Below are 12917 nucleotides of genomic sequence, written 5' to 3' on the forward strand. Positions count from 1 at the left end.
AGGGCTTAACTCTTGGAGTAAAGGAGCTAAGACATGCCTAGCATGCAAGTCTCTGGTAATCTTGCAAGCCACTAAGTCAAGCAACTAAGCTAGGGGAGTGTGTTAAAACATGTCTAAAACTTTTGTTAGAGTAGTCATCGCTTTTGGTAGGCAGAATCACTACTGATACTAGTTTAACAGATGTGTGGAACGCCTGATAGCTTCAAAACCAGAGCTTCTTGGCAAAAGTCGGTATAATTAGATGTCATCGTGAGCCTTCGTGCATGATGAGACATTTTAGCGCCTCTAGCGTGTTAAAATCCAAACTTAAAAAAGGGAGTGTCGTGTTTAAAAGCGATTACACACATCAACTTGTAGATGTGCAGGACTTCAATCCTAGGGATTACCATATCATTGACATTAGAGATGCCAAATCCTACCGCGAAGCACATTTAAAAGAAGCTTGTCATATGGACGATCTGAATGCCATTAGAGATTTTGCCCTAGCCCACTCAGAGAAAAAAATCTTGTTGCAGTGTTGGCATGGCAATACAGCATCGCATTACGCGAGCGCCTTGCACAGTGCAGGGGTGAACAATGTCTATTTTCTCAAGGGCAATTTTGAAGAGTTTAAAGACTTAGGCTTAGAGTTAGTGGGGAGTTAGTGATCTCTGTCGTGGTGGTGAGCCCCACCCCCTATAAGGGGGATTTAGCCACCTCTTTAGTGTGCAATGAGATTATCTATTTACCTCTACAACATGCCAACTACACACTTAGTTCCCCTTTGAGCGCACCCATAGCCCTAAAACCTCTCCAGGCTCTCATTTTTACTTCCAAACATGCCCCCCTGGCCTTGGAGTACTCTTTAGAAAGCACACCCGCTTTGGCCTTTTTGAAAACCCTGCCCGTTTTTGTGTTGGCGGCTAAAAGTGCGCAGACTGCTCGTTCTTTAGGTTTTCATGTTGTGTTTACGGGAAAAAGCGCTCAAGCACCTACCTTTGCTCAAGAAATCCAGTCTCAATTACCCCCCCGTGCGCTCTTTGTGCGGGCTAAGACCACCGCCTCAAATAGCTTAGATCATTTGTCCTCTTTGATTGTTTATGAAAATAGACCTCTTATATTGTCCCAAGAGTATAAGCCCAAACCCCACTCTATTCTCATTTTTACCGCTCCTAGCACCTACCATGCTTTTTTGGCTAATTTTTCTTGGGAGGAGAGTTATAAGGCGATTGCTATTGGTGCGAGCACTTTTAAGGCTTTTGATCCCGCCATTTGTGCCTATCAAAGCCCTAAACCCAGCCTAGAAGCCTGCATCACATTAGCCAAAACCCTCTCCTCTTGTATTAAGATATCCTAAAAAGGGCTTGTATGCACTTCACGTTTTTATGGGCTGCTTTGGGCGGGGCTGTTGGGAGTTCTTTGCGCTATTTTGTGGGCAAGATCATGCCCTTTAGGTTCTTAATCTGGGAGAGTTTTCCTTTGGGCACTTTTAGCGTGAATTTGATCGGGTGTTTTGTGATCGGCTTTGTGGGGCATTTAGCTCTCAAATCCATGTTGAGCGATAAGGCGGGTGTATTTTTTATCACGGGGGTTTTGGGAGGCTTTACAACCTTTTCTTCCTTTGGGCTAGACACCTTCAAGCTTTTACAAAAGCAAGCCATCGGCGAAGCCCTCGCCTATGTACTAAGTACAAATATTCTAGGGTTGGTATGCGTGGCACTTGGCTGGGGTTTAGCCAAACTAGTGGGCTAATTTTTCCTGTGCCTTGAGCTCTAAGAAGTAACGCGTGAGAACAATGGTCTGCAATAAAGTAGCAAAGAAATTAAACACGGGGATCAGGGAGAAAAGATAGGCTAAAATGGAGATTTTATGGTGGCTGATCTTGTGCGTTCTGAGCACCTCTGCGTAGCGCTCTTGATTAAAAACAGAGGTAGCGATATCAAAGGAGAGCGTGTTCTTAAAAAAGAAATAGTGCGGAATCAAGGAAACGAAAACCCCAATGAAAGGAATAAAGTAGAGTGGGGAACACACCAGTAAGAACATGCACAAATAGGCGAGTTGTTTGAGGAAGTGTTGTAGGCAAAGCCCCATGTCACCAAAACTCTCTAGGGGTAAACTAGGATAATCTCTCTTGTGCACATAAGCAACCACAATGGGGGTGTAAAAGATTGCTACCAAAACATTGCCAATTAAACTCAAAATCAGCACAGATAAGCCTAGTAACATGTAGACGAAAAACTTAAAGACTAGCAAGAAAAGGGCGGGCATAAACCCTCCACTATGAGCGTAACGATACCAACTCGTGGGCAAAAAACCCTCTAAAATGCGCACCATGTTATCCCCAAAATAAAACAACAAAATCCCCCAAAATAGCAACCCGATGAGGACGGGACCTAAATTTACAAACAGCATTTTCCAACTCAAAAAATCTTTCCAACTCTCTTGGATAGTGCGCAACGGACTCTTCATAGGATTCTCTCTCTATCGTATATTTAAGCTTTGCATGCTAAAATGCAAGCTTATGTGTGCTTGTCATAGCAGGCTCTCATTTTACAATACTTTGGAGAATTTTATGGTTAAAAGAAGCGTGTTGAGTGTGGTTTTGGCCAGTGTGCTTGGCGTGGGCATGGTAGGGGCGACCACCCTGGCGACCGTCACTTTCCCGGACACACAGACGAGCAAAAAAAGTAAAAAAAGTAGTCAGCCCGATGTGGTGAGCATCACAGAAAACGACTTTGATGTGATTAAGCAGAGAAACCCGAACTTCGACTTTGATAAGCTCAAGGAAGAGCAAAAACGGGGCTTGCTGGAGCAAGCGATTAATAATCTCTTGATTGAACGGGAAGCCAAAAAGGAAAACTTGGAGGATAGCGAAGAGTTTAGGCATAGCATGGCAAGCTATAAAAAACAACTTCTGGTCGAGATTTGGGCCAAGCGTAAGGCGGAAGCTATCGGCAAGGAAGAAATTCCTGAGAGCAGACTCAAGGAATACTACGAGGCGAACAAATCAAAATTTGTGCAACAAGAAGCGCAAGCTAGACATATCTTAGTCAAGACGGAAGCCGATGCCAAGCGTGTTATCTCCGAACTCAACAAGGTGCCCAAGAATAAGTTAGAGCACGAGTTTATCAAAATTGCCAACCGTGATTCAATCGATCCTAACACTAAGAATACGAAAAATGGGGGTGATCTAGGCAAATTTCAAAAAAACCAGATGGCACCTGAATTCTCCAACGCAGTGTTTGCTCTCAGGCCTGGCACTTATACCAAAAAGCCTGTCAAAACGGAATTTGGTTATCACATCATCTATTTGATAAAGAAAAATGAACCCATCACCCCTACCTATGCGCAAGCGAAGCAGACGATCATTGGAATTTTGAAGGAACACCAATTCCAAGAGTATGTTAAAAATGAGCTGGATAAATTGCGTAAACGGGTTAAGATCGATATCAAAAATCCCTGAATCTCTATCATAAATTTTAAGGACCATTATGTTAGTCAAAGGAAGTGAAATCCTCAATAAGGCCCACGAGGAAAATTATGGTGTGGGCGCATTTAACTTTGTAAATGTAGAAATGTTGCGAGCCATTTTTGAGGCCGCGGACAGCGCAAAATCCCCTTTAATCGTGCAAGCCAGCGAGGGGGCAATCAAATATTTAGGTATTGATATGGTTCTAGGTCTGGTGCACACCATGTCTAAGCGTTATCCCCATATTCCCGTGGCTTTACACTTGGATCACGGCACCACTTTTGAGAGCTGTAAAAAGGCTGTGGATGCGGGCTTTACCTCTGTGATGATCGACGCATCTCACCATCCCTACAAGGAAAACTTGGAGCTCACCAAACAAGTGGTGGATTACGCCCATTCTAAAAATGTGAGTGTAGAAGCTGAATTAGGTCGTCTAATGGGCATTGAGGACAATATCTCTGTAGATGAAAAAGATGCGGTTTTGGTCAACCCTGATGAAGCCGAGGAATTTGTCAAAGTGAGTAAGGTGGATTATCTCGCTCCTGCTATTGGAACGAGCCACGGAGCGTTTAAATTCAAGGGCGAGCCTAAGCTAGACTTTGAAAGACTTGTCGAAGTCAAAAAGCGCACCAATATCCCGCTTGTCTTGCATGGAGCTAGCTCCATCCCCGAAAATGTCCGCGAAGCTTTCTTATCCACAGGTGGGGATTTAAAGGGAGGCAAGGGCGTGCCCTTCAGCTTCATCGAGGAGTCCATTAAGGGCGGGATTAATAAAATCAATATCGATACAGATTTGCGCCTAGCCTTCATAGCACAAGTGCGTAAAATGGCACAAGAGAGCCCTTCTGAATTTGATTTGCGCAAGTATTTTAACCCGGGCATTGAGGCGGTCAAATCTGTCATTGTCGAGCGCATGCAAGTTTTAGGCAGCGCAGGTAAAATTTAAGGGATATCCATGGCCATTGGAATGAGCGAACTCAAAAAAAATCTCAAGATTGAGATTCAGGGCGTGCCCTATCGCATTGTGGAATACCAGCATGTCAAGCCAGGCAAAGGTGCAGCCTTTGTGCGCGCTAAGATCAAGTCTTTCCTAGATGGCAAGGTGATTGAAAAGACTTTTCACGCAGGGGACAAGTGCGAAGAGCCAAACTTATTGCAAAAACCCATGCAGTTTCTCTACCACGATGGCGCGTCTTACCAATTCATGGATGTAGAAAGCTACGAGCAGATTGCCCTGAGTGAGGATCAAGTTGGAGAAGCGTCCAAATGGATGTTAGAGGGCTCACAAGTGCAAGTCCTCTTTCACAATGAAAAGGCAATTTCTGTGGAGGTTGCCCAAGTCGTGGCGCTGAAAATTACAGAAACTCCTCCTAATTTCAAAGGCGACACCTCTAGCGGTAGCAAAAAACCTGCCACTTTAGAAACGGGCGCAGTAGTGCAAGTGCCCTTTCATGTGCTCGAGGGTGAAGTGATCAAGGTCAATACCCAGACTGGGGAGTATTTAGAAAAACTCAAGGCCTAGGGCCTGCTTCTGCGTAAAAACCTCAGAAAACTAATAAAAATTTCGGGTGTGTTTGTGCTGGCGCGCTAAGAAGCGCGCTCTTATCTTAAAGATGTATTTTGACTTGCTCTAGTAGAGCGCTGAAGGCGTTCATGTCATGCATAGCCATATCGGCCAGAACCTTGCGATCGAGTTCAATATGTGAACTCTTAAGCGCATGCATGAACCTGGAATAGCTGGTATCATGCATACGGCAAGCTGCATTGATACGCACAATCCACAGACTTCTAAAATCGCGTTTCTTCTGTTTGCGATCTCTGAAAGCGTAGCACAAGCTGCGCTCTAATTGTTCTTTAGCCTTTCTAAAATGCTTATGCCTTCCGCTGTAGAATCCGCGGGCAAGCTTTAAAACTTTTTTATGGCGGCGACGGCGCACCACTCCGGTTTTTACTCTCATGGGTTTCCTTTACCTAATAGGTGTGATCTAAATCAAGCTTTCCCTGTTTGTGCAGACGCACGCAAGGGGGATTTATTATGCCTTACACAACATGCTCGCCACAGAGTGCAGATTAGTAGGGTGCACATAGTGGGGGGCATTGAGGTTGGCTTTGCGCTGGGGACTTTTTTTGGTCAGAATATGGCTTTTAAAAGCACTGCCGCGCTTGATCAAGCTCTTTTTTACCTTGAAGCGTTTAGCTGCCCCGCGGTTGGTCTTCATCTTGGGCATGTTCTCTCCTTTCTGTTGAATTTACTTTTTCTGAGGCACGAAGAGCCACATCACAAAACGCCCCTCTGTCTTAGGCTCTTTTTGCGCATCGGCGATATCATTCATCATCGCGTGTATGCGTTGCAAGACATCTAAGCCGGCTCTAGGATCGTGGCTCTCTCGGCCGCGCAAGACCACCTTAAACTTAACATGCTTACCTTCCTCTATAAACTCTCTGGCGTGTTTAACCTTGTAATTGATGTCATTTTGGGCAATTTGAGTGGAGAGCTTGATCTCTTTGATTTCAACCTGCTTTTGCTTTTTTTTGGCTTCTTTGAGTTTTTTTTCTGCCTGATAGCAAAACTTGCCATAATCCATGACCTTGCACACGGGAGGCTTGGCTTGCGCGCTGATGAGCACTAAGTCCAAGCCTTTACTACGCGCAATTTTCAAAGCTTCTGCCGCGCTGATAATGCCAAATTGTTCGCCTCCATCACCCACACAACGCACCTCTTTAAAGGAGATTGCGTCGTTTAACAACACATCCTTACTCAAAAGCCAACCTCTTGCATTCTTTCTTGACACATCTTGATAAACTCCTTTGATTCCATGTCGTATTGCTGTCCTTTGGCGCGATCACGGATCGCTAAACTATTCTGTGTCATTTCCTGAGCCCCCATTACTGCAATCAAGGGCACTTTTTGCTTTTCTAGGGTGCGGATGCGCTTGGCCAAACTCTCATTTTTGCTCGCTATTTCTACAAAAATACCCGCATGGCGTAATTGCTCACAGATGTTTTGTGCATAATTGTGTTGATCGGTTGAAATGGGCACGAGCGCGACCTGCACAGGCGCAATAAAAAAGGGAAAATTCCCGCCGTAGTGTTCGGTGAGCACGGCGATAAAACGCTCAAACGAACCTAAGATAGCGCGATGAATCATCACAGGCATCTCTTGGCTATCCTGTTCGCTCGCATAGCTCAAATGGAAACGCGCTGGCAAATTCATGTCTACTTGCACAGTGCCACACTGCCATTTGCGCCTGATTGCATCTGTAATCTTGATATCGATTTTAGGTCCATAAAACGCTCCGCCCCCCTCATCAATACTAAAGGGCACGCCCTGATCCTCTAGGGCTGCTTTGAGCGCATCAGTGGCCTGTTCCCATACACTATCGCTCCCGATGTATTTTTCTGGTTTGGTAGAGAGTTCCATTTCATAATCAAAGCCAAAAGCCTCCATAACCCTCTTGGTGAATTGCAAAATAGCCTGCACTTCTTCCCTAATTTGATCAAAACGACAGAAAATATGCGCGTCGTCTTGGGTGAATTCACGCACTCTCAAAAGTCCATGCAAAACTCCACTTTGCTCATGCCTGTGCACCACCCCGTATTCATAAAAACGCAGAGGGAGATCGCGATAAGATCGCAGAGCGTGTTGATAAACTTTGATATGTCCCACGCAATTCATGGGTTTAATGCCGTATTCCACCTCATCAATGGTCGTGAAATACATATTTTCTTTATAATTATCATAATGCCCACTGATTTTCCACAAACTGCTTTTTAAAATTTCGGGGCCGCGCACGGGCTCGTAACCATCTCTTAACAACGCTACACTGAGTAAATCTTCAATGCGCTTACGCAAACGCATACCATTGGGTAGCCAAATAGGCAGGCCAGCCCCCACTTCCTCATCAAAGCGGAATAGCCCAAGCTCTTGCCCTAACTTGCGGTGATCACGTTTTTTAGCCTCTTCAAGCTGAGTTAAATAAGCCTTTAGACTCTCCTTAGTGCTAAAGGCGATCCCATAAATGCGCTGTAACATCTCTTGGCTGGCATCACCTCCTAAATACGCCCCGGCTAATTTAGTGAGCTTGAAATGCTTGAGTAGTCCTGTATTGGGTAAATGCGGCCCCCTGCACAGGTCTTCAAAATCCCCTTGTGTGTAAATACTGAGCACATCACCCTCAATATTGGTCATCACCGCCTGCTTAAGCCTGTCGTGGGCAAAACGCGCCTTAGCCTCTTCTCTACTGAGTTTATACTTACAAATGGGGTGAGCATGCGCGGCAATCTCGCGCATTTTGGCTTCAATGCGCGCTAAATCTTCCTCAGAGACTTTCGCTTGGGTTTTAAAGTCGTAATAAAACCCCTCCTGCACCACGGGTCCCACAAAGAATTGCGCATCTGGGTAGAGTTGTGTAATAGCCTGCGCCATCAAGTGTGCACAAGAATGGCGCAAAATATCTAAAGCTTCTTTGCTCTCATCTAGGTAAATAGCCTGCCCGTCCGCGCTGGGCTGATCTCCTTGTAGTAAACCTAACTCCTGTGCGCTCTGCACATCGTAAATCACCCCCCCCTGTTTGATACCAATTAATTCTCCCAATTCCATCCTTCTAACAATCACCCGAACCAAAACCGCACTGCACCTGCGAGTCAACTTTTTCAGCATCGGGGTCTTTCATGGGTTGCAAACACCCCGCTAAACAGAGAGCGCACAACCATATCCAATACCTGCCCATTTCGCTCCAAAAAACACAAAAAACTGCTTTGATTCTATCAATTTTGAGTTAAACTTTTGTTTAACCTTACTGGCAGAAAATCTTCGCAAATCCAAATGCGAGATACGACCAAAGAAATTTCCACCTCTAGCGAGTCAAGAATTCCACAAAGATAAAGCAAGCAAAGAGAGCAAAGATCAAGGCACAGCCATAATCCATATACCGATGGTGTTTACTATACCAGCCCTTCATTTGAGGTTTAGAAAACAAAATAGCAATGCAGGTAAAAAATCCCAAACTTTCTACACTAAGTGCTAAGATGGCCAGGACCAAGAGATGGTTGTTGTAGAAAAAATCTAAACCAGAAAAAATGCTTCCAAAGTAAAGCGCGGCTTTGGGGTTGAGGATATTGGTAAAAAAGCCACTTAAAAACGCATTTTGAGAATTTTGGGCACTCCATACCATCGGTTTAGCAGCCGATTTGAGACATAAAAATGCCAAATAAAGCAAGTAACACGCCCCTAAAAGAGTGATGAGCGTACGCATTAGAGGAAATGTTTCAAAAAATAGCTTAAGCCCAAAGAGAGAAAGCATGATCCAGATGAAGACCCCCAGCACGATTCCTAATACAGCCCTAAAAGCGTATTGGAAATCTGTCTTGAGCGCGTAGGTGCTAACTAATACAAAATCAGGACCTGGGGTTAGCAGCGCGATAAAATGAATTGATAGGACTAGCAACATATCCACACCTAACTCCAAAAGTGCCTGCATGTGTGCGATCTCCAGGTGTACCTAGACAAGAACGCGGGGGCATCGTAACACAATTTTAGTATTCGGCGCTTACAGTTTGTCTCGAACATAGCCCAAATCCACGAGCATATTGGCCATCTCCTTAAGAATAGGACCATTCTTACTCCCCCCTTCGCCGTGCTCGACTAAAATGGTGATGGCGTATTGGGGTTTTTCATAAGGTAAAAAGGCGGTGATCCAGGCATGCGAGCGCTGGGCGTATTCCATCTCACTCTCTTTAATGCGTGTTAGAGCATTTTGATCGATAGCCACCACTTGTGCCGTGCCTGTTTTACATGCCACGCTCACTTTTACTCCCTGCATGTGTTTGTAGGCTGTGCCTCCTTGCTCGCTGCAGGCTTCGTGCATACCCTCTCGTAGGACTGGTAATTTGGACTTTTGGAAGGAATCGAGCACATCTTTTGACTTGAAATCTCCATTACGATAAAAATGAGGGGTAGGGAGTTTGCCTGAGGCAATCAGAGCGGTGTAATTGGCTACTTGCAGGGGAGTGGTTAAAAAAGAGCCCTGCCCGATGGCAGTGATGAGAGTATCTCCTACATTCCAAATTGTCCCAAAGCGTTTCATCTTCCAACTAGGATCGGGCAGAATACCCACAAATTCGTTAGGCAAATCCACACCGCTCTTTTTGCCAAAACCCATCTGCCCAAAGGTTTTAGCAAGTTTTTCGATGGGCAAATCGAGGGCGTATTTGTAAAAATACACATCCACGGATTCTTTGATTGCCTTGAACAAATCGCTTTGCCCATGTCCACCCGGTTTCCAATCCCGAAACTTGCGCTTGCCCACTTCAATATAGCCGGGGGTGGGGATGGTGGTATTTTCATTTATGGGCAAATTCTCTAAAAAGCTTAGTCCTGTGCCCATTTTAACCACGGAGCCAGGAGGGTAAAGCCCATTAATAAGTCGGTTGAGCAAAGGATTACCGGGGTTATCCTGCAAACTTTTCCACTCAGTTAGGCTAATACCTCCAATAAAATGGTTGAGATTGTATTCTGGGTAACTGCCAGCCACTAAAATCTCTCCATTGCGCACATCCATGACAATCAACGCCCCTCTTTTATCTGCAAAAAGCATGTCTGCCTTGAGTTGGAGGCGTTTATCCAGACTCAATACTAAATCGTTATTGGTTTTGGGCTCTTTAGTTTCAAGCACTTCGAGTTCTTGATTAAGCGCGTTCACACTCACAAGTTTGTAGCCCAGCTCTCCTTGCAGCAGATTGTTATACTCTTTTTCTAATCCCGTTTTACCAATGGTATGGGTATACTGACTAGTGGGGTTGGTGGCAATGTCCTTAGCATCAGCCGCTCCTAAGTAACCAATGACATGAGAGGCTAGAGCGTTGTTTGGGTAGTAGCGTTTGTTAGCTGCGCTAATGCTCAAATCTGGGATTTGGAGGAGTTTTGCATAGAGAGTTTGCATGGTGGCATAGGGCACAAAGTCTAAAATGGAGATGTCATTGTGGTTGTAGCGAGAGTTCTGTTTTTGGTAATTGACTAGGGCTTCATGTTTGTCTAGGTCTGGGAAATAATGTGCTAAGAGTTCTAGCCTGCTTTCTAGCACTTTACTTTTCAGTCCCGGGGAGAGTGCAACACTGAAACCCAGTTGGTTGATGGCGAGCAATTCATGGTTGCGATCCATGATAATCCCACGCGTAGGCACTAAAATTTCTTTCTTGGTCATGTTACGCAGAGCGAGTTGTTCGAAATAATCATTAGTTTTGATAGTGAGAATGAAAATTTTAAACACTAAGATTGCCCATACTAGACCCAATAAGCCCAATACAAGGCGCATTCTAAATCCTAGCATAGATTCTCCAGAGTAGAAATTCCAAAACACTATAGTGCAGGGCATTGCCCCACATATCAGGGGAATAGTCATTCAAGAAAGCCAAAATTGCAAAGTAGATGAGGTAAATCAAGAATGCATGGATAAAATCCCCCAAGATATTATCTTGGAACACGCGCAAGAGAGATTGCACGACAAATTTTTCATAGAGCACGAAGAGAAGAATCAATACCCCCAAGGGTTGCGCGTGGATGAGTTCCACACAGAGTAAACAGCTAAAAACCCACACCAAAAGGCGCGTAGAAGGTTGTTCTTGGACAAGAGTGTGTCGATAAAGTGCAAAGAGAAAACCTAGCATGGGGGGCAACCATGCATAGATATCTCTCAAATTGCTATAAAGATAGAACCCTAGCCACGCTAAGAAAAGCAAAACTGGAAAGCGGACTTTAAGCATGGATTCTCGCATTAAATAAAACTTCTAGGATGGTTTTTTGCAAATGCAATACGGATCCGAATTTAGGATTGAATGCCCCTTGTGCGCTAATGAGAGGAGCGTTCTGCTGTTGATAAAGGGTGTGTTGGGCATTTTTGGAGAGTTTGTCGAATTTCGTATAAATGCGCTTGAGGCTTTGATCAGGATGCAAAAAACTTTTTAGTAAGTCATGCACTTCTGCATCTAGGGGGAGGTTAGGGTGTCTAGCGTCAATGAGGTGTAAGATTAACTTGATAGAGCTGCGCTGGACCAAGAGATCGGTTAAAAAACCCTCCCATTGTTGCTTGATCGTCTTAGAGACCTTGGCGTATCCAAATCCGGGCAGGTCGATACAATTAAAATTGAAAGTTTCTGCGGAGGAAATTTGCCACCGCGTGTGAAAGAAATTTGCACTCTGGGTTTTTCCAGGCGTGGCTGAACTCTTAGCAATCTTGCGCTCTAAAAGCGTATTGATAAGTGTGCTTTTCCCCACATTGCTACGCCCCACAAACACCACTTCGGGCACATGCTCTGGAGGGCATTGCGCTAGATTATTTGCCGATCGTAAAAAAGTGCTCTCCAAAATCTTAATGAGTTTCATGACTTTCTTGCGTTGGGGAATTTGTGGATTTTTTTTGCTTTTGTTTTTTCTGTTCTTCTTGAATATCATCCATATCGAAGATGAATTTAGCCGGCTTGTCTTTACCCCCTAGCACATCGGCATACCCGCGTTCCTTGCTCAAAATAATTTCCTCACCCTTGATCGAATTGATCTTGCCTACCTCATTCACCACCGCATTTTGTAATAGGCGGTATTCCTGGGTAATGGCATCGTAAATAAGCCGATCGGAATGCCCCTCTATTTTGCGTCCATCTTGAGTAACTAGGTGAAATTGCACTGCCCCGATCGCTTCATATTTGATGGGTTTGCGCTTGGCATTGGTGTAGATGATGACTTTATTGGCTTGTAAGGTGTCTGTGCCCTTTTTGATATGCACATTGCCCTCAATGGTGGTGATGTGTTTTTTGTCATTAGCGATAAACTTATCTGCACTGACTTCTAAGGTTTCTTTGATAGGCGCGCTTGTCAAGAACGCACACATTCCCAGCACAATGAGCCATTTCAAAATTTCAAGCCCTTTGCATTGGGAACATGAGGCTTAGATTGCTTTGCACTCTCCAAATCGATGCGCGCGTGCACGCGCTTGGCTTGTAATAGACCTTTCAGGTGGTTGTAGGAGATATCCTCGCCCTTGACATCCCCCTCTGGACCACTCAGAGTAAAAGACCCCTTTCCTTGAAAGACTTGTTTGCTGTGGTCGTAAACCCCGGTTTGACTCCAAAAACTATGTCCCCCACTGGTGGTGTAGAGCACTCCTTTAGGAAAAGTGTAGAGGTCCTTTTGGTGCACCATCATCTCTCCTTTAGCGTGCTCTTGCACTTGATCGTCAGAATCATACTTGCTCAAGGTAAAATCATAGAGCACTTCCCGATCGCTATACTGCAATGCCCTAGCTCCGCGTATATTCAAATCTGTTCCATTAGGGCTTGTCTGAAATGCCTCAAAGCCACGCACTTCAATTTTGGCAAAATCCTTTGCATCCCAGATAGGAACAACACGCGGCCGCAGGAAGAATACAATGAGTCCTCCCATGGCAACGCTGACACTCATAAAAAATACCCATAACGC

16 protein-coding genes and 1 pseudogene are annotated in these 12917 nt (G+C 44.8%); 6 read left to right on the plus strand and 11 right to left on the minus strand.

The window, feature by feature from the left end:
* Positions 1–323: 323 nt before the first annotated feature.
* Genes C6H04_RS03195 through crcB form a run of 3 tightly spaced genes read left to right on the plus strand, consistent with a single transcriptional unit; the run spans position 324 to position 1731 of the window.
* Complete coding sequence (locus C6H04_RS03195) at positions 324–644, plus strand: rhodanese-like domain-containing protein (RefSeq protein ID WP_233710485.1); 321 nt, start codon at positions 324–326, stop codon at positions 642–644.
* The gene (locus tag C6H04_RS03200) at positions 644–1336 is read left to right on the plus strand and encodes a uroporphyrinogen-III synthase (protein WP_104732314.1); all 693 of its coding nucleotides are present in this window, start codon (positions 644–646) and stop codon (positions 1334–1336) included. The genes C6H04_RS03195 and C6H04_RS03200 overlap by 1 nt, the downstream gene beginning before the upstream one ends.
* Positions 1337–1347: 11 nt before the next feature.
* On the plus strand, positions 1348–1731 hold the full coding sequence (crcB, locus tag C6H04_RS03205) for a fluoride efflux transporter CrcB (RefSeq protein ID WP_104732315.1): 384 nt from the start codon (positions 1348–1350) through the stop codon (positions 1729–1731).
* On the opposite strand, the gene C6H04_RS03210 is transcribed toward crcB, so the two are convergent.
* A complete protein-coding gene (locus tag C6H04_RS03210; protein WP_104732316.1) occupies positions 1720–2448 on the minus strand; it encodes an EI24 domain-containing protein in 729 nt (242 codons plus the stop codon). The two genes, crcB and C6H04_RS03210, sit on opposite strands and share 12 nt — an antisense overlap.
* Positions 2449–2551: 103 nt before the next feature.
* Between C6H04_RS03210 and C6H04_RS03215 the strand changes: the two genes are divergently transcribed.
* Genes C6H04_RS03215 through efp form a run of 3 tightly spaced genes read left to right on the plus strand, consistent with a single transcriptional unit; the run spans position 2552 to position 4970 of the window.
* Positions 2552–3442, plus strand: a complete 891-nt coding sequence (locus tag C6H04_RS03215) for a peptidylprolyl isomerase (protein WP_104695827.1) — start codon at positions 2552–2554, stop codon at positions 3440–3442.
* A gap of 28 nt (positions 3443–3470) precedes the next feature.
* Entirely contained in the window at positions 3471–4394 is a 924-nt protein-coding gene (locus tag C6H04_RS03220) for a class II fructose-bisphosphate aldolase (RefSeq protein ID WP_104695828.1), read from the plus strand.
* 9 nt (positions 4395–4403) lie between these two features.
* Positions 4404–4970 carry an elongation factor P gene (efp, locus tag C6H04_RS03225; RefSeq protein WP_104695829.1) on the plus strand — a complete coding sequence of 189 codons (567 nt, stop codon included), beginning with the start codon at positions 4404–4406 and terminating at the stop codon, positions 4968–4970.
* Between the two features lie 85 nt (positions 4971–5055).
* Here the strand turns inward: efp and rplT are convergent, their stop codons facing one another.
* From rplT to C6H04_RS03275, 10 genes and pseudogenes are all read right to left on the minus strand, one after another.
* The gene (gene rplT / locus C6H04_RS03230; RefSeq protein WP_104695830.1) at positions 5056–5406 is read right to left on the minus strand and encodes a 50S ribosomal protein L20; all 351 of its coding nucleotides are present in this window, start codon (positions 5404–5406) and stop codon (positions 5056–5058) included.
* Positions 5407–5481: 75 nt separating this feature from the next.
* Positions 5482–5676: a 50S ribosomal protein L35 gene (rpmI, locus tag C6H04_RS03235; protein WP_104695831.1), complete on the minus strand. Its 195-nt coding sequence runs from the start codon at positions 5674–5676 to the stop codon at positions 5482–5484.
* Between the two features lie 24 nt (positions 5677–5700).
* A pseudogene (gene infC / locus C6H04_RS03240) lies at positions 5701–6195 on the minus strand (translation initiation factor IF-3); the annotation flags it as partial.
* A gap of 11 nt (positions 6196–6206) precedes the next feature.
* A complete protein-coding gene (thrS, locus tag C6H04_RS03245; protein WP_438940241.1) occupies positions 6207–8042 on the minus strand; it encodes a threonine--tRNA ligase in 1836 nt (611 codons plus the stop codon).
* Positions 8043–8304: 262 nt separating this feature from the next.
* Positions 8305–8898 (minus strand): LysE family transporter, encoded by a 594-nt coding sequence (locus tag C6H04_RS03250; RefSeq protein WP_233711836.1) that lies wholly within the window; start codon positions 8896–8898, stop codon positions 8305–8307.
* Positions 8899–8997: 99 nt separating this feature from the next.
* Positions 8998–10776, minus strand: a complete 1779-nt coding sequence (mrdA, locus tag C6H04_RS03255) for a penicillin-binding protein 2 (protein WP_104695834.1) — start codon at positions 10774–10776, stop codon at positions 8998–9000.
* Positions 10763–11221: a hypothetical protein gene (locus C6H04_RS03260; protein WP_233711837.1), complete on the minus strand. Its 459-nt coding sequence runs from the start codon at positions 11219–11221 to the stop codon at positions 10763–10765. Before C6H04_RS03260 ends, mrdA begins: the two co-directional genes overlap by 14 nt.
* The gene (gene yihA / locus C6H04_RS03265; RefSeq protein ID WP_199766189.1) at positions 11202–11828 is read right to left on the minus strand and encodes a ribosome biogenesis GTP-binding protein YihA/YsxC; all 627 of its coding nucleotides are present in this window, start codon (positions 11826–11828) and stop codon (positions 11202–11204) included. Before yihA ends, C6H04_RS03260 begins: the two co-directional genes overlap by 20 nt.
* Complete coding sequence (lptA, locus tag C6H04_RS03270) at positions 11815–12354, minus strand: lipopolysaccharide transport periplasmic protein LptA (protein ID WP_233709669.1); 540 nt, start codon at positions 12352–12354, stop codon at positions 11815–11817. The genes yihA and lptA overlap by 14 nt, the downstream gene beginning before the upstream one ends.
* Positions 12351–12899, minus strand: a complete 549-nt coding sequence (locus C6H04_RS03275; RefSeq protein ID WP_233709668.1) for a hypothetical protein — start codon at positions 12897–12899, stop codon at positions 12351–12353. The genes lptA and C6H04_RS03275 overlap by 4 nt, the downstream gene beginning before the upstream one ends.
* Positions 12900–12917: the final 18 nt, after the last annotated feature.

Origin of the sequence: Helicobacter salomonis (genome assembly GCF_900197775.1) — a bacterium.
In the GTDB taxonomy this organism is placed as follows: domain Bacteria; phylum Campylobacterota; class Campylobacteria; order Campylobacterales; family Helicobacteraceae; genus Helicobacter; species Helicobacter salomonis.

Coding starts and splice junctions, on each gene's coding strand:
- rplT (WP_104695830.1), bottom strand. CDS start 5,406: ATGAGAGTAAAAACCGGAGTGGTGCGCCGTCGCCGCCATAAAAAAGTT.
- rpmI (WP_104695831.1), bottom strand. CDS start 5,676: ATGCCCAAGATGAAGACCAACCGCGGGGCAGCTAAACGCTTCAAGGTA.
- C6H04_RS03250 (WP_233711836.1), bottom strand. CDS start 8,898: ATGTTGCTAGTCCTATCAATTCATTTTATCGCGCTGCTAACCCCAGGT.
- C6H04_RS03260 (WP_233711837.1), bottom strand. CDS start 11,221: ATGCGAGAATCCATGCTTAAAGTCCGCTTTCCAGTTTTGCTTTTCTTA.
- yihA (WP_199766189.1), bottom strand. CDS start 11,828: ATGAAACTCATTAAGATTTTGGAGAGCACTTTTTTACGATCGGCAAAT.
- C6H04_RS03210 (WP_104732316.1), bottom strand. CDS start 2,448: ATGAAGAGTCCGTTGCGCACTATCCAAGAGAGTTGGAAAGATTTTTTG.
- mrdA (WP_104695834.1), bottom strand. CDS start 10,776: ATGCTAGGATTTAGAATGCGCCTTGTATTGGGCTTATTGGGTCTAGTA.
- crcB (WP_104732315.1), top strand. CDS start 1,348: ATGCACTTCACGTTTTTATGGGCTGCTTTGGGCGGGGCTGTTGGGAGT.
- efp (WP_104695829.1), top strand. CDS start 4,404: ATGGCCATTGGAATGAGCGAACTCAAAAAAAATCTCAAGATTGAGATT.
- C6H04_RS03215 (WP_104695827.1), top strand. CDS start 2,552: ATGGTTAAAAGAAGCGTGTTGAGTGTGGTTTTGGCCAGTGTGCTTGGC.
- C6H04_RS03275 (WP_233709668.1), bottom strand. CDS start 12,899: ATGAGTGTCAGCGTTGCCATGGGAGGACTCATTGTATTCTTCCTGCGG.
- C6H04_RS03220 (WP_104695828.1), top strand. CDS start 3,471: ATGTTAGTCAAAGGAAGTGAAATCCTCAATAAGGCCCACGAGGAAAAT.